At 31.1% G+C, this 16,860-nt stretch carries 14 protein-coding genes; 10 read left to right on the top strand and 4 right to left on the bottom strand.

What is annotated here, in order from left to right; genetic code table 11:
• The first annotated feature begins 22 nt into the window (after positions 1 to 22).
• The 3 genes from sufC (at position 23) to BTO04_RS10350 (ending at position 2,492) form a co-directional block, all read left to right on the top strand.
• A complete protein-coding gene (gene sufC / locus BTO04_RS10360) occupies positions 23 to 775 on the top strand; it encodes a Fe-S cluster assembly ATPase SufC (protein ID WP_087564429.1) in 753 nt (250 codons plus the stop codon).
• 102 nt (positions 776 to 877) lie between these two features.
• A complete protein-coding gene (gene sufD / locus BTO04_RS10355; protein ID WP_087564428.1) occupies positions 878 to 2,191 on the top strand; it encodes a Fe-S cluster assembly protein SufD in 1,314 nt (437 codons plus the stop codon).
• Positions 2,192 to 2,288: 97 nt separating this feature from the next.
• Positions 2,289 to 2,492, top strand: coding sequence for a hypothetical protein (locus tag BTO04_RS10350; RefSeq protein ID WP_087564427.1), 204 nt, complete (start codon positions 2,289 to 2,291; stop codon positions 2,490 to 2,492).
• A 61-nt stretch (positions 2,493 to 2,553) separates the two neighbouring features.
• Here the strand turns inward: BTO04_RS10350 and BTO04_RS10345 are convergent, their stop codons facing one another.
• Positions 2,554 to 3,876 carry a serine hydrolase gene (locus BTO04_RS10345; RefSeq protein WP_087564426.1) on the bottom strand — a complete coding sequence of 441 codons (1,323 nt, stop codon included), beginning with the start codon at positions 3,874 to 3,876 and terminating at the stop codon, positions 2,554 to 2,556.
• A 99-nt stretch (positions 3,877 to 3,975) separates the two neighbouring features.
• On the opposite strand from BTO04_RS10345, the gene BTO04_RS10340 reads away from it, so the two are divergent.
• Positions 3,976 to 5,190 carry an aminotransferase class V-fold PLP-dependent enzyme gene (locus BTO04_RS10340; protein ID WP_087564425.1) on the top strand — a complete coding sequence of 405 codons (1,215 nt, stop codon included), beginning with the start codon at positions 3,976 to 3,978 and terminating at the stop codon, positions 5,188 to 5,190.
• Between the two features lie 76 nt (positions 5,191 to 5,266).
• Here the strand turns inward: BTO04_RS10340 and BTO04_RS10335 are convergent, their stop codons facing one another.
• Both BTO04_RS10335 and BTO04_RS10330 read right to left on the bottom strand, forming a co-directional pair.
• Positions 5,267 to 6,784: an SGNH/GDSL hydrolase family protein gene (locus BTO04_RS10335; RefSeq protein ID WP_087564424.1), complete on the bottom strand. Its 1,518-nt coding sequence runs from the start codon at positions 6,782 to 6,784 to the stop codon at positions 5,267 to 5,269.
• 15 nt (positions 6,785 to 6,799) lie between these two features.
• Complete coding sequence (locus BTO04_RS10330) at positions 6,800 to 9,529, bottom strand: TonB-dependent receptor (RefSeq protein ID WP_087564423.1); 2,730 nt, start codon at positions 9,527 to 9,529, stop codon at positions 6,800 to 6,802.
• A gap of 189 nt (positions 9,530 to 9,718) precedes the next feature.
• Between BTO04_RS10330 and BTO04_RS10325 the strand changes: the two genes are divergently transcribed.
• Positions 9,719 to 10,651, top strand: a complete 933-nt coding sequence (locus BTO04_RS10325) for a bifunctional riboflavin kinase/FAD synthetase (protein WP_198342055.1) — start codon at positions 9,719 to 9,721, stop codon at positions 10,649 to 10,651.
• Between the two features lie 125 nt (positions 10,652 to 10,776).
• The gene (gene serS / locus BTO04_RS10320; protein WP_087564421.1) at positions 10,777 to 12,051 is read left to right on the top strand and encodes a serine--tRNA ligase; all 1,275 of its coding nucleotides are present in this window, start codon (positions 10,777 to 10,779) and stop codon (positions 12,049 to 12,051) included.
• A 95-nt stretch (positions 12,052 to 12,146) separates the two neighbouring features.
• Here serS and BTO04_RS15370 read toward each other — a convergent pair whose 3' ends face one another.
• The gene (locus tag BTO04_RS15370) at positions 12,147 to 12,290 is read right to left on the bottom strand and encodes a hypothetical protein (RefSeq protein WP_198342054.1); all 144 of its coding nucleotides are present in this window, start codon (positions 12,288 to 12,290) and stop codon (positions 12,147 to 12,149) included.
• Positions 12,291 to 12,414: 124 nt separating this feature from the next.
• Here BTO04_RS15370 and BTO04_RS10315 point away from each other — a divergent pair, with 124 nt between their 5' ends.
• The 4 genes from BTO04_RS10315 to mgtE are packed head-to-tail and all read left to right on the top strand — an operon-like array spanning position 12,415 to position 16,717.
• Complete coding sequence (locus BTO04_RS10315) at positions 12,415 to 14,220, top strand: hypothetical protein (protein WP_087564420.1); 1,806 nt, start codon at positions 12,415 to 12,417, stop codon at positions 14,218 to 14,220.
• A gap of 21 nt (positions 14,221 to 14,241) precedes the next feature.
• Positions 14,242 to 14,571 (top strand): DUF4286 family protein, encoded by a 330-nt coding sequence (locus BTO04_RS10310; protein WP_087564419.1) that lies wholly within the window; start codon positions 14,242 to 14,244, stop codon positions 14,569 to 14,571.
• A 3-nt stretch (positions 14,572 to 14,574) separates the two neighbouring features.
• Positions 14,575 to 15,378, top strand: a complete 804-nt coding sequence (gene rsmA / locus BTO04_RS10305; RefSeq protein ID WP_087564418.1) for a 16S rRNA (adenine(1518)-N(6)/adenine(1519)-N(6))-dimethyltransferase RsmA — start codon at positions 14,575 to 14,577, stop codon at positions 15,376 to 15,378.
• The gene (gene mgtE / locus BTO04_RS10300; RefSeq protein WP_087564417.1) at positions 15,368 to 16,717 is read left to right on the top strand and encodes a magnesium transporter; all 1,350 of its coding nucleotides are present in this window, start codon (positions 15,368 to 15,370) and stop codon (positions 16,715 to 16,717) included. Before rsmA ends, mgtE begins: the two co-directional genes overlap by 11 nt.
• Positions 16,718 to 16,860: the final 143 nt, after the last annotated feature.

The raw sequence follows: 16,860 nt of genomic DNA, 5'->3' as shown, positions 1-16,860 counted from the left end.
GAAAAGAAAATAGCGAAAGACAATGTTAAAAATAGAAAATTTACAAGCAAGTATCGACAATAAATCAATCTTAAAAGGATTAAATTTAGAAGTAAAAGCTGGTGAAGTTCATGCAATTATGGGTCCTAACGGTGCTGGAAAAAGTACGTTGGCTAATATTATTGCCGGTAAAGATGATTACGAGATTAGTGCGGGAACTATTGAATTAAACGGTGAAGATATTAGCGAGCTAGCACCAGAAGAAAGAGCACACAATGGCGTGTTTTTATCTTTCCAATATCCTGTAGAAATTCCTGGAGTTTCTGTAACTAACTTTATAAAAACTGCAATAAACCAAACTCGTAAAGCAAAAGGTTTAGAAGACATGCCAGCAAAAGACATGTTAAAAATGATTCGTGAGAAATCTGAATTGTTAGAAATAGACCGTAAATTCTTATCCCGTTCTTTAAACGAAGGTTTTTCTGGAGGAGAAAAGAAGCGTAACGAAATATTTCAAATGGCAATGTTAGAGCCTAAATTAGCAATTCTTGATGAAACTGATTCTGGTTTAGATATTGATGCTTTGCGTATTGTTGCAAACGGCGTTAACAAACTAAAATCTAAAGACAATGCCGTAATTGTAATTACGCATTATCAACGTTTATTAGAATATATCGTGCCAGATTTTGTCCACGTTTTATACGATGGGAAAATCGTAAAAACTGGTGATGCTTCGCTAGCGCTTGAGTTAGAAGCAAGAGGATATGATTGGATTAAAGAGGAGTTAGTTCAGTAAAAAAGTTTATAGCTAAAAAAGTTTAACAATTGAAACAGTGATAAAGCTGCGTAAAAGCAAACTTTAAAAAACTCCCAATTCTAAACTTTAAAACGAAAACAAATGGAATTAAAAGATAAATTATTATCATCATACGTAGCGTTTGAAAACGATATAGACACCAATTCTGATATACATGAAATTCGTTCAGAAGCGTTTCAAAATTTTGAAGATTTAGGTTTTCCTACTAAGAAATTGGAAGCTTGGAAATACACTTCTTTAAACTCAGTTTTAAAGCAAGACTATAGCCTATTTCCTAATAAAGAGAATTCAATTCAATTAGCAGATGTACAAAAATATTTTATTGATGATATCGATGCATACAAGCTTGTTTTTATTGATGGAAAATACAGTTCTTTTCTATCGGAAACTACACATGACACTTTTGATGTTTGTTTAATGTCTTCGGCATTAACAAAACCAAAATACAAAGCTGTTATCGAAAACTATTTTAATAAAATAGCAAAAAAAGACAATTTAACCTCTTTAAATACTGCATTTGCAAACGAAGGAGCTTACATCTACATTCCTAGAAATGTTGAGGTAGAAAAGCCAATTCAGATTGTCAATTTTACCACAGGTTCTGAAGCTGCAACGATGTTACAACCAAGAAACTTAATTGTGGTTGAGCAAAATGCACATGTTCAAATTATAGAACGTCATCAAAGTTTAACTTCAAACCCTGTTTTAACAAATGCAGTTACTGAAATTTTTGCTGCAAAAGATGCTACTGTAGATCTTTATAAGATTCAGAATGATGATAACAATGCTTCATTAGTAGATAATTCTTATATAGAACAGAAATCGAATAGTGTGGTCTCTGTGCATACTTTTTCTTTCGGAGGAAATATCACTAGAAACAATTTAAACTTTTATCAAAGAGGAGAACACATCGACTCTATTTTAAAAGGAATTACAATTATTGAAGGAAAACAACATGTAGATCATCATACTTTGGTACATCATATAGAACCAAATTGTGAAAGTCATCAAGATTACAAAGGGATTTTTAACGATCGTTCTACAGGTGTTTTTAACGGTAAAGTTATTGTTGATAAGGAAGCTCAGAAAACAAATGCATATCAAAAAAACAACAATGTTTTATTGAGTGATAAAGCTACGATTAATGCAAAACCTCAACTAGAAATTTTTGCTGATGATGTAAAATGTTCTCATGGTTGTACCATTGGTCAATTAGATGATGAAGCATTATTTTACATGCAACAACGTGGAATTCCAGAAAAAGAAGGTAGAGCATTATTAATGTTTGCTTTTGCAAATACCGTTTTAGAAAGCGTTAAAATACCGGAAGTAAAACAACGAATTACTAAATTAATTGCAGAGAAATTAAATGTAAATATTGGTTTTGACCTATAAGTAACATTGTTTCTTTTTTATAAGAGTATAAACCACGCAATTTGCGTGGTTTTTTATTATCTATAAAAAATGTAGTAACTTAGAACAAAAATCAACGATGAACAAAAGCATAAAACTAGTTTTATTAATTACAGGTGCTATTCTACTAACTTATGGAATTTACACCATGGTAATTCCAGAAACACAGCTTTCTATAGGTACTTTAGACTTAGTTAAAACACAAGATAATACGAATGCTTATATTACAATTTCTTTAGGTATTGTAGCTGTTGTTTTAAGCTTGATTAAAGGAAAAAATTAGTAAATTTATACTGCATAAGACAGGCTTTCACTTTTTAAAAACTAAAATTATTTACATAATACTATTTTAAACTTTCAATTACACCTTTCAAAAATAAATTAATATCCGCATTTTTAGTTAATCCCATTCTAACAATAACCAATTCTTGGTCTGGTAAAACAAATACATTCTGTCCTTGGTAACCATTAAAAGAATACATGTTTTTGGGTGCATCTGGATATCTTTTTCCGTCATTTAACCAAATTTGCGCGCCATACCAACCCTCTGAAGTTGGTGTTGGTGTAGTAGCGTATTTTACCCATTGTTTTGTGAATAAGTTTTCACCATTCCATTTTCCGTTATTTAAATATAACAAACCAAATTTAGCCCAATCTCTTGGCGTTGCCCAAGCATAAGAAGAACCCACATAATTTCCAGATAAATCTGTTTCAACAACCATAGAATTCATGCCAATTTTATCAATTAAATTCGTGTACCAAAAATCTAAATATTCTTGGTGGGTTTTAAATTGATTTCTTAAAATACCCGACAATAAATTTGTTGTTCCAGAAGAATAGTTCCACGTTTCGTTTGGTTTTCCTACAAACGGTTTGTTGATTTGTTGCTGCGTCATATCTCTTTCTAAAAACAACATTTTACTAACATCAGAAATAGAATTATAATCTTCATCCCATTCTAAACCGCTATTCATTTGTAATAAATTATGAATCGTAATTTCACTTCTAGCATCATTTTCCCATTCAACAATTGGTGCTTTATCTTGCACATTAATTTTTCCTTGATACTGTAAAATGCCGAATAAAGTACCTGTAATACTTTTGGTCATAGACCAACCTAAAATTTTAGACTCTTTTGTAAAGCCATTCGCATATTTTTCTGCAATAATTTTATTTTTATAGATAACAACAGCTGCTCTGGTTTTATTCACATCCTTAAAAAGAGCACTAACAGTTTTGTTTAAGTGGGTATAATCTACATTTGTAAAAACAGTATCTTTTTGATCTGCATTTCCAAATGGAAAAGGAGTTTTATAGTCAGGTTTTGTTCTTTTGGGAGCTAAAAACTTCTTATTGACATCTTCTTTATCTAAAGTTAAAACACTTCCTAGGCCTTCTCTATAAATTGCTTTTCTTGTAAGTAACCCAATTGCAGATGCAGATGCAGATTTTTCTTCTAAGTTCACTTTATCAGAAGCTAAATTAATAGGAGAAAAGTTATTGTCATTTATATCTGTAAATTCTAAAGTTCTCTCTGCAACAAAAACAGATGAAGCCATATTTTTAGCAGAATAACCTGCCATAATATTCAATTTAGGGTAATTATAGATTACAGTAATTATAATAATTAATGATAAAAAAAGAAGAATACGCTTGCTTACTTTCATTAGAAATATAGTTTAATGATGTAAAAATAAGGAAAACATATTCAGTTTATGAAAACTTTAAAAAATCAAGCTTTATCTTTGTAACTAAATATGATTTGTATGATTAATATTGATAAAATTCGTGAAGATTTCCCAATTTTAAAAAGAACTGTTCATGGAAAACCTCTAGTATATTTTGATAATGCAGCAACTTCACAAACACCACAAGTTGTAATTGATGCTATTGTAGATTATTACAGCAATTACAACTCAAATATTCACAGAGGCGTGCATACTTTAAGTCAAGAAGCAACTGATAAATATGAAGAAGCTCGTATTAAAGTGCAACATCATTTTAATGCAAAAGAAGCTTACGAAATTATTCTAACTGCTGGAACTACGCACAGTATCAACATCGTTGCATCTGGATTTTCTTCACTTTTAAATGCTGGTGATGAAATTATTGTTTCTGCTTTAGAACACCATTCAAATATTGTTCCTTGGCAAATGCTTTGCGAAAAAACAGGTGCTATTTTAAAGGTAATTCCAATGTTTGAAGATGGCTCTTTAGATATGGAAGCATATCATAGTTTGTTAAATGAAAAGACAAAATTAGTTTTTTGTAATCATGTTTCAAATGCATTAGGAACCGTAAACCCAATTAAAGAAATTATTGATGCTGCTCACAAAGTAAATGCCGCTGTTTTAATTGATGGAGCTCAGGCAACACCTCATATTAAACCAGATGTACAAGCTTTAGATGCTGATTTTTACGTGGCTTCTGCTCATAAATTATGTGGCCCAACAGGAGTTGGGTTATTATATGGGAAAAAAGAATGGTTAGAAAAACTACCTCCTTATCAAGGTGGTGGAGAAATGATAGAAACGGTTTCTTTTGAAAAAACTACCTATGCAGGTTTACCTCATAAATTTGAAGCTGGAACCCCAAATATTTGTGGAGGAATCGCTTTTGGAACAGCTATCGACTATATGAACTCAGTGGGTTTTGAAGAGATTGCCTCTTATGAACACGAACTTTTAGAATATGGAACTAAAGAATTATTAAAAATTGAAGGTTTAAAAATTTATGGAACCACAAAAGAAAAAACAGCTGTTATTTCTTTTAATGTGAATGAAATTCATCCTTATGATATTGGATCAATCTTAGATAAATTAGGAATTGCTGTTAGAACAGGGCATCATTGTGCACAACCAATTATGGATTTCTATAAAATACCAGGAACCATAAGAGCTTCTTTCTCTTTTTACAATACAAAAGAAGAAATAGATATTTTAGTTGCTGGAGTAAAAAGAGCAACTTTGATGTTGTCTTAAAAAGATAACATTTATAAAAACAAAAAAGGTTGAGCAATTGCTCAACCTTTTTTTATGAATACTATATTGTAAAAACTTATCTCAATAAAGGAGAGTAATTTGTTGGATAATCTCCTGCTTTTGCTAAACCATTTGTTGCAGTGGTAAAATTAGAACCAAATTCAATATCCATAGCTGCTAAAATTTTGTTTGCCATTAAAGCATATCCTCTTGCAGTTAAATGAACACCATCTAAACTTACTAAACCTCCAGTAACTAAACTTGTAGTCATTGTATAATTATCAAACATAATACCTGTAGATGCTTCTGATAAAACCCCTTTAAAATCTACTAATGCAATATTTGAATTAGAAGCGGCAACTGCTCCGATAGTAGTATTGTATGAATCTGTAGCTGTTTTAATAGCTGTTTGTTCTTCAGGTGTTAAAACCCATTCGTCTGCTAAGGGAACAGAGACTCCATTAATTAATTGAGGGTTTCCACCAACTGTAGTACCTAATACTGTAGAACTTGCTAAAAGCAATAAATCATCTGCAGTTGCTTGTCTCATATTTGTTAAACCTGGGTTAATAGGAGTTAAATTTGATAAATTTTCATCTAACATTAAAACTGCGTTTTGTCCAGCAACAAAATTAACTTGTCTACGATCTACTTCAGCTTGATCATAGTTAACCAACAAAGGAAGAACCTGAGCCGGTAAAAGGTTTGCGTTTTTAAGATCTAATATTTGTTGTAACCCTCCATTATAAGCTGCAAAAGCACCATTTAATTGACCAGCAGTTGCTGCATCTAATGGAATTGCATTATAAGGTACAGTTGTAAAATTAGCCAAATCTGTAATATAAGGTACATTAGCTACTACTCCTTTTGCTCCATTTGCAGTTAAAGCAGTAACCATACCACTAAATACTTGTGCAAATACATTAGGATCTGTAATATCTGAACCTCCATAACTAGATGGATCAAAATTACCAGTTTGATCTATACCTGAACCTCCAGAAAGCGCATACCCTAAAACATCATTTCCACCAATCTCTGATAAGGTGAAAAACGTTGGGCTTTGAGCTAATGCGTCTCCCATAACAGATGCTCCGGGACTAGATGCCATTCTACCGAAATAAGGATTTAATTGTCCATATCCAGCAACTCCTAAATGAAAACTTTTTGCTCCTGGAGCGCCAAAATTATTAAAAGGCCCTGAAAGAACCGCTGTTAACTCTGTAGTTGGCGTTGCGGGTAATCTTGCTGGTCCAGCACCATCAAAATAAAATCTTGGTGGCTGAACTGCTGTTCCTCCATAAACCAATCCTCCAATATTATCTGCCATTAATGGTTGATTAAATTCAGTTCCAAATTTCCCAGCCAAAATATTTGGAAAAGAATTTTCTTGAGCTGCTTTAAACATCGCTCCGTCTGTATAACCTGCAGTAAAAGATGCACCAATAGAAATGTATTTAGAAAAATCTAATCCATTTGCATCCAACTGTACTTGATCAACTATTTCTTCTTGAATTGCATCTAACTCATTGTTTACATTACAAGATGTGAAGCCTAGAGTTAAAAGAAACAATCCTAAATATTTATAATTCTTCATTAAATTTTGTTTTTTTTAGTTATTAATTGACCAAGAAAGGTAGTATTGAGAACCAATTGCACCAACACCTGGAGCACTTAAGTATTCTTGACCTGTTAAGTTTGCGCCTCCTAATTTAAATACAGATTTTATAGAAGGAACCGAATAATTAATCTGTGCATCTATAACAGTTCTTGATTCTATAGTACCATCTACAAAGGTAGATTCCCATCGATATTCATCTTGCCATCTTGCATTTATGTTGAAACCAAAGTTTTTAAACAAATCTGTTTTACCAAATTGTAATTTTACTTTGTGTTCTGGCGTATTAAAACCAGCTTCAAAATCTGGGTTTGCAGCTTGGTCAAACTCAAATTGAGCAAAAGTATAGTTTAAGCCTAAATTAAAACCTTTTAAAACCTTCGTATTTAAACCGATAGTTGCTCCGTAAGAACTGATATCTGCTGGAGAATTCGTGTACAATTGAAAGATTTTATATCCACCTGTTGCATTGTAAGGTACAATTACATTTGTATTCGCTATAAAGTCTTCATATTGATTATAATACACACTTAAATCTACAGTAATTCTGTTAGAAACACCGGTGTTAACTAGCCCCCTATAACCTACTTCATACGCGGTTACTTTTTCTGGTTTCACAAAAGCTACATTTGCTTTTACAGTTCCGCCACTTGCAACTGTGTAAGAATTTTCATAAGCATCTCTACCTGTTAAAGTATAACTAGTTCCAGTACCATCTTGAAAAGTTGTACTGTATCTATCTATATTATCTTCAACACCACCAACTAAAATAGCATTACCTACGTCTAGACCAATATATTGATCTTGCGTTGTTGGGTTTCTAAAACCTGTTTGAAAAGAGGCTCTAAAATTTTGATTTTTATTTTCTCCTGCTGCATATGCCATAGATACTCTTGGTGAAAAATTACCATCAAAATTTTGTGCTTTATCATATCTAAGGGATGCCGTTACTTTTAAACGATCCTCTTCTAAAAATTTCTTTTGAGCTTGTGTATAAATACCGTATTCATCATAGTCAATAGGACCATCTGCATCCGTAAATATATTACCAAAAGAATTTAAAGAATACCTTCTATAAGAAGCACCTACTTGAATTTCTGCAAAATCTATTAGATCTTGAAAATTATAATTTGCATCTCCATGATATAATTTAGTTTGATCTCTAAATTTTGCACCTGTTAATAAATCTGGGTCTGAAGTAATTCTATCAAAGGCCTCTTTATATTCTGCTGAACCTGGCTCATATCTTCCTGATTCTGCAGTTTGTCTTGCTACGGCATGCGCCTGGTCTGATGTTAAACCTGCAAGAGTTCCTCCTAAATATGCTCCTGTATATTGTCCAAACCAAGTACTATCATCTTTCCACGCTCTATTGATGTTTATTGCTGCAAATAATGTGTTATATGAATCCCCAGCATCTTCTGCTGTCATATATCCTCTTACAAAAAAGTTTTTCCCTTTCACTTCTAATTTATGCTGTTGCATCAAAAAGTTTTTAATAGCATATTTTTGACCACCTAAGTATTGAGTATTACCTGTACCCACTTTAGAATTCCAAATAACCTCTAGACGATCATCCCCAAAAGGACGGTAATTTAATGAACCTCCAAACTTTACGCTTTTCACACCGTAATCCATCAAATCTCTTTCATTATAACCCGTTCTACTGATGTTTTCACTAGGTACAAGTGCAGAAGCTCCGTTAGGAATAAGTCCTAAAGCCTCAAGACTTTTAGCCACACCATTTATATTTGTAGAAACCACATCTCCATATACATTAACACCGTTATAGTTCCTGTCGGATTCTCTGGTTCCAGCAATCATTTTTCCGCCACTCGTATTTCTATAATCTGTTGCAAACCAATCTGTGCCTTCTAGTACAGAAAGAGTTGCTTTTGCTGCAAACTTATTAGAAAAAGCATGCGCCATTCTAATATTTAAATCTGTAAATTCATTGTCTCCACCAGCTTCTTGACTAGTAATTCCTCCTTTTAAAGAGACACTAATCCCTTGATCATCAAAAGGGCTTTTACTTGTCATAAACATAATACCATTAAAAGCATTTGCACCATATAATGCAGAAGATGCTCCAGGAAGTAATTCTACTGTTTTTACATCTAATTCAGACATTCCTAATAAATTACCCAATGCAAAATTTAAAGCTGGAGATGAATTATCCATTCCATCTACTAATTGCATAAAACGTGTATTTGAAAAAGTAGCAAAACCACGTGTATTTACAGATTTAAATGTTAAACTATTTGTATTTACATCTACACCTTTTAAATTTTCTAAACCATCATAAAAAGATGGAGCAGAAGTGTTTTTTATTGCTCTAGAATCTAACCGCTCTATTGTTACCGGAGACTCCATAATACGCTCTGGAGTTCTAGAAGCAGAAACGACTATTTCATCTAAAGAAGTTTCGTTTTCAGTTAAATTAACCTCAACCTTTTGGTTGTTTTTAGTAATCTCAACTTTGGCTGTTTTAAAACCTAACATAGAAATTTCTATCGTAAATGGTGGTTTATCTGTTGTATTCATTACAAAAACACCATCAAAATCTGTGTTTGTTCCAACTGCCTTTCTAGAAACTTTAACACTGGCACCAGGAAGTGTTTCCCCAGTAGCCGCATCTGTAACTATACCAGTAACAGTGGTTTGAGCAACCATTGCAATACTACCAAAAGCTATAAATGCAAGAAGTAAAATCTTTTTTATCATAATTTAAAATTATTTGTTAACTATTATGCAAAATACAATTTTTTTTGAATAATTGATTATTTGAATAATAAATTTATTAATTCTTAAAAAAAACATCTTTTAATTATTGATTTATCAACACAAAAAACCACTACTTTGAAGTATTAATTAAACTTATAGTTATTGTACATTTGTAAAAAAATCACTTTTTTGATTACAATTCAGAATATTTCTAAATTTTCTTCCTTAGAGAAAACCTTTGTTACTATTGGTACTTTTGATGGGGTTCATTTTGGCCATCAAACAATAATAAAAAAACTAGTTTCTGATGCTAAAAAAGCAGGTAAAAAATCGGTTTTATTAACTTTTTTTCCACACCCAAGAATGGTATTGCAAAAAGAGGCTACTATAGAGTTAATTAATACAATTGATGAACGTGCAGCGCTTTTAGAAAAAACAGGATTAGATTATTTAATTATTCATCCTTTTAGTAAAGAATTTTCTAGAATTACGGCGCTAGAATTTGTGCGAGACATTTTAGTAAGTCAACTAAATATTTCTAAATTAATTATTGGTTACGATCATCATTTTGGAAAAAATAGAGAAGGAAATATTGAGCAATTAACAGCATATAGCCATTTATATGATTTTACTGTTGAAGAAATTCCAGCTCAAGATATAGATGATGTTTCTGTAAGTTCTACAAAAGTTAGAAAAGCATTAGCTACTGGAAACTTAAAAACTGCCAACAACTATTTAGGCTATCTTTTTATGTTAAACGGTAACGTTGTTAATGGTAAAAAGTTAGGTGGTAAAATTGGTTTTCCTACAGCAAATATTGATGTAAAAGAAACCTACAAATTAATACCTAAAACAGGTGTTTATGTTGTAAAATCAACTATTGACAATCAAGAGGTTTTTGGAATGATGAACATTGGAAGTAGACCAACTGTAAATGGAAAACACCAAACTATTGAGGTTCATTTTTTTGATTTCAACAAAGATGTATACAATCAGAATTTAACTATAGAATTATTTTACTTCTTACGTGATGAACAAAAGTTTGCTTCTATTGAAGAACTTATCATTCAAATAAAAAAAGACAAAGAAATCTCATTAGATTATATTAAAAATAATCTATAAATTAACTGCTTTAACAAATCTCATTCCCTATTTTCAAGGTGTCTAAGTAGTCAAGTTTTTTATTTATGATTTCTTGGTAAAACTACTTCACAAATTATATCTTTGCATTTCATAATTCTTACAAAATGTTACAATTACAATTTATTAGAGAAAACAAACAAACTGTTTTAGACGGGTTGGCAAAAAGGAATTTTGCAAATGCTGAAACAATTATTGAAAGTGTTTTAATTGCAGACGAAAATAGAAGGGCAACTCAGGTTTCTCTTGATACTATTTTGGCTGAATCTAATAGCTTATCCAAAGAAATTGGACAATTGTATAAATCTGGTGAAGTACAAAAAGCGAACATTTTAAAAGAAAAAACAAGTCAGTTAAAAGAGACCTCTAAAGAAGTATCAGAGAAGTTAACTTCTTATGCAGATGAATTACAAAACTTGTTGTATCAAATACCAAATGTGCCTCATGCTTCTGTAAAACCAGGGAAATCTGAAGAAGATAATGAGAAAATTTTTAGCGAAGGGATAATTCCTGATTTAGGAGAAAATTCTCTTCCTCATTGGGAGTTGGCGAAGAAATATGATATCATAGATTTTGAATTAGGTACAAAAATTACGGGTGCTGGTTTTCCTGTTTATAAAGGAAAAGGAGCAAGGTTACAACGTGCATTAATCAATTACTTTTTAGATAAAAATATTGAAGCTGGTTATAAAGAATATCAAGTTCCGCATTTAATTAATGAAGCTTCAGGTATTGGAACGGGTCAATTGCCAGATAAAGAAGGGCAAATGTATCACTCTACAGTAGATGATTTATATTTAATTCCTACTGGTGAAGTGCCAATTACAAATATGTTTCGCGGAAATTTATTACAAGAAAGCGATTTTCCAATAAAATGTACAGGTTACACCCCTTGTTTTAGAAGAGAAGCAGGAAGTTATGGTGCACATGTTCGTGGATTAAACAGATTGCATCAATTTGATAAAGTAGAAATTGTACGAATTGAACATCCAGATAATTCTTACCACGCTTTAAGCGGAATGGTAGAACATATTAAAGATATATTAAGAGACCTTAAATTACCTTACAGAATTTTACGTTTGTGTGGTGGAGATACTGGTTTTACGGCTGCATTAACTTTTGATTTTGAAGTTTTTTCTACAGCGCAAGACAGATGGTTAGAAATTAGTTCTGCATCAAACTTTGAAACTTTTCAGGCAAATAGACTAAAGTTACGTTTCAAAAACAAAGAAGGAAAAAGCGAATTAGCGCACACATTAAACGGAAGCTCTTTAGCTTTGCCTCGTGTTTTAGCAGGAATTCTAGAAAACTACCAAACAGTAGATGGAATTAAAATTCCAGATGTGTTAGTTCCTTATTGTGGATTCGATATTATAAACTAATTAAACAGTATTCAGTAAGCTGTTTTGTGTAGATATGTGTTTATAATTTGAAACTGTTTCCAGTTAGTTGATGACTATTTATAAAAAACAGCGTACTAATTTGATATCACAGCAATCATCAATCTTTTATACTTGTTCATTTCTAACAAAGCTTCAAAATAAGCTGTTATTTGTCCTTGTTTCATAAACGCTATTGAGTTCTGTTTTGCTGTTTCGTATTGTTGAGTAAAAGTATTCATGGTTTAAAATTTGTTCGTTATTTATTATGTAGACAAGTTTTATGCCAAAATGTTACAACACAACGCTCAAAATTAGATTGTTTAATAAATATTTAACATTTTAGTTGATTATCTTTGAACCTATATGAAACGTTTTTTTTTACTCATTTTATTGTTTATCAGTAGTTTTAGCTTCTCTCAAAAGGAGCTTCAAAATGATTATTTGCTTGCAGAAAATTATTATAGAGAAGGAGAATACAAAAAAGCGACTCAGATTTTTAAAAAGCTGTATGATGAAAGTCCGTTTAACACAACCTATTTAGGAAGACTTATTACTTGTTATCAAGAAACAGCAGCTTTTATAAAAGCTGAAGATTTGCTAAAATCTCGCATAAAAGCAAATGCTTCACAAATATATTTATACGTTTATTTAGGACATAATTATGAACTTCAACAGCAAAAAGAAAATGCCAAAATTAATTATGAATTCGCATTAAACTCTTTAGATAAATATGCTGCTTATAGTGGTATTATTGGTCGTCTTTTTAAAGATTATAACTTACTAGATAATGCCATTTTAGCTTACGAAAAAGCAATGATGAAAAATGAAAACGCGAATTATAGTTTTCAAATTGCACAGATTTATGGCGAAAAAGGAGACTTTAAAAAAATGTTTAAAGCCTATATAAATCTGGTTGATAAAAATGAGAATTATTTTAACTTAGTTCAAAGATATACCAGTAAATATATAACAGAAGATGCTGAAAATGAAAAGAATATTTTATTCAGAAAAACGCTTTTAAGAAAGTCTGTAAGCAAACCAAAAGATGTTTGGAATGTTTTATTAAGTTGGTTGTTTACACAGCAGAAAGACTATGGAAAAGCGTTAATTCAAGAAAAAGCGTTGTTTCACAGAAATCCTACAGATTTGTCTGCGGTATTTACTTTAGGTGAAATTGCTTTTGATAATAAAGAGTATGAAACTGCTGAACAATGTTTTAATTTCATCAGAGAAAAATCAATTTTAAAAGCAGAAAAAATTAATGCCAATTTATATATCGCAAAAATTGCTGTCGCTATAAAAAACCCAGAAGCAAAAACTATTTTCCAATCTTTATTTACACAATTTGGAAAAAATACGTCTACAATTAAATTACAAGTTGCATATGCTGATTTTTTAACTTTTCAGAAAAATGAACCAGAAGAAGCAAAAGAAGTTTTAAAAGAAGCACTCAGTTTTTCGAACTCTAAATTTGATAAAGCAAGAATTAAGTTAAAATTAGGTGATGTTTTAGTGTTTACTGGAAAATTTAATAAAGCATTAATCTATTTTTCACAGATTCAAACACAATTAAAAAACAACGAATTAGCACAACAAGCTCGTTTTAAGGTTGCTCAAACAAGTTACTTTAAAGGTGATTTTCCTTGGGCAAAAGCACAGTTAAAAGTATTAAAAGGTGCTACCACACAATTGATTGCAAATGATGCTTTAGATTTGTTTTTAATAATTTCAGACAATGAACCTGTAGACTCAATTCCTTCAGGATTAACCGAATATGCAAAAGCAGACCTGTTGGCTTTTCAGAATAAAAATGAAGAAGCAATAACTGTTTTAACATCCATTTTAAATAATGAAAGTCTAAAAACCTTAAACGGTGGCTTTTTACCAATTACAAATAATGTCTTGTTTAAAATGGCGAAACTTCAGATAAAACAAGAGAAATATGAGGATGCAATTCTAAATTTAGAAAAAATAATAGCAACAGATGAGCAAGGTTTTTTAACTGATGACGTTTTCTATGAAATGGCAGAAGTGTACAATAACAAATTAAATAGTCCTGAAAAAGCATCAGAATATTATCAAAAGATTATTTTTGAACATTCTTCTAGTATTTACCTAGTAGATGCTAGAAAAAAATACAGAAAATTAAGAGGAGACGCTATTAATTAATCCATATAAAACAGTGATTTAATGTATATATACAATGTAACTATAAATATAGACGAAACTGTTCATGAAGAATGGTTAACTTGGATGGAAATTCATATTTTAGAAGTATTAAATACAGGTAGATTTACATCTGCAAAACTAACAGAGGTTTTGGTTGAAGAAGAAATGGGTGGAAAAACCTATTCTGTTCAATACACCACTAATTCTAGAGAAGATTTAGATGATTATTATAAATTTGATGCAGATAAATTAAAAGGGGAAGCTTTTAAGAAATTTGCTGATAAAATGATGACTTTTAGAACAGAATTAAAAGTTATTAATGAATTTTTTCCAACGGTTACAAGTAATTAAATTATGAGTGTTAAAGCAAAAAAACATCTTGGTCAACATTTTTTAACTGATGAAACAATCGCAAAAAATATTGCAGATGCATTAATTGGAACCAATTATGATAACGTTTTAGAAATTGGCCCAGGAATGGGGGTTTTAACAAAATATCTGTTAGAGAAAAAACCAAAAATAACGGTAATGGAATTAGATAGAGATTCTGTTGCATACCTGCATGAAACTTTTCCGTTAGAGCATCTTAAATTAGACACCTCAAAAGATAAATTTGAAATTATTGAAGGTGATTTTCTAAAACAAAATCTTACCGATTTTTTCAACAAAAAACAGGTAGCAATTATTGGTAATTTTCCTTACAATATTTCTACCCAAATCGTTTTTAAAGCAATAGAGCATAGGGCGTATGTGCCTGAGTTTGCAGGAATGTTTCAAAAAGAAGTTGCTTTGAGAATAGCAGAAAAAGAAGGAAGTAAAGTCTATGGAATTCTTTCTGTTTTAACACAAGCTTTCTTTGATGTAGAATACTTATTTACAGTTCCGCCAACCGTTTTTAATCCGCCTCCAAGAGTAGATTCTGGAGTAATAAGGTTAACAAGAAAAGAAAACTTTATGCTTCCTGTTGATGAAAAATTATTTTTTAGAGTTGTAAAAACAGCCTTTAATCAACGAAGAAAAATGCTGCGTTCTAGTTTAAAAGTGTTCAATCTTTCAGATACTTTAAAAGAAGACCCTTTCTTTACAAAACGTCCAGAACAATTATCTGTTAATCAGTTTTTTGAACTCACAGAAAAAATCTCAAACAATGGCATTTGAAATTAACGAAGACCTTATAAATCAAGTCAAGTTTCTGATTGAAAATCAGGATGACAAAGCCATTCTTCTTCTTTTAAATGAAGAACATCATGCAGATATTGCTGAAGTTATAGAGGAAATTAATTTTGAAGAATCTGTTTACATTATCAAACTTTTAGATAGTGAAAAAACTTCTGAAATATTAACTGAATTAGACGAAGATGTTCGTGAAAAAATTCTAGAAAATCTTTCTGCAAAAGAAATTGCAGACGAGGTTGGAGAAATGGATACTGATGATGCTGCTGATATTATTGGAGAACTTTCTGAAGAAAGACAAAAACGTGTTATTTCTGCATTAGAAGATGATGACCATGCAGCAGATATTAAGGAATTACTTTCTTATGAAGATGAAACTGCGGGTTCTTTAATGGCAAAAGAATTAGTAAAGGTTTATGAAACATGGACCGTTGCTGGTTGTTTAAGAAGAATTAGAGGGCAGGCAAAAGAAGTTACAAGAGTTCATTCTATTTATGTTGTAGACAAACAAGAAAAACTAATTGGTAGACTTTCTTTAAAAGATTTAATTATCGCTAAAAATGAACAGAAAATTTCTGAGATATATATAGATCAAGTAGATTCTGTAAACGTAAATGAAGATGATGAAGCGGTTGCCAAAATTATGGCAAAATACGATTTAGAAGCAATTCCTGTTGTAGATGATAACAATGTTTTGTTAGGAAGAATTACTATTGATGATATTGTAGACCTTTTAAAAGAAGAAGCAGAAAGAGATTATCAAATGGCTGCTGGTTTAACACAAGATGTAGATTCAGAAGACAGTATTTTAGAATTAACGAGAGCGCGGTTGCCTTGGTTATTTTTAGGTTTAATTGGTGGTATTGGCGCTTTTTTAATTATGGGTTTATTTGAAAACACGTTTTCAGAAAATGCAATATTATTCTTTTTTACTCCTTTAATTGCTGCAATGGCAGGAAATGTTGGTGTACAGTCTTCTGCAATTATTGTACAAGGTTTAGCAAACGATGATGTAAAAGGAAGTATAAATAGCCGTTTACTAAAAGAAATGCTTTTAGCAGCTTTAAACGGAGCTATATTGGCTTTGTTTCTATTTGTTTTTGTTTGGATTTATGAAGGAAAAATAAATACTGCTTTAGCAATTTCTACATCACTTGTTATCGTAATTATTGTGGCGGGTTTAATAGGTACTTTTGTTCCTTTATTTTTAAATAAAAGAGGGATAGACCCTGCAATAGCAACAGGCCCTTTTATAACGACAAGTAATGATATTTTTGGAATCTTAATTTACTTTATGATTGCAAAACTTATTTTAGGTATCTAATAAATAAAAACACCCTAATTCTGCGTATTTTTTAATTTTAAGTATTAGATTTAATCTTTACCTTCATGTCAACTTCCTACACCGCCTATTTCTATTTTTGGATGGTCTACTTCAGGGTTTAAGTTTATTAATAATTCTTGTAA

It is taken from the genome of Polaribacter sp. SA4-10, from assembly GCF_002163835.1.
Classification (GTDB): Bacteria; Bacteroidota; Bacteroidia; order Flavobacteriales; family Flavobacteriaceae; genus Polaribacter.
This window is presented reverse-complemented; position numbering and strand designations above follow the sequence as displayed.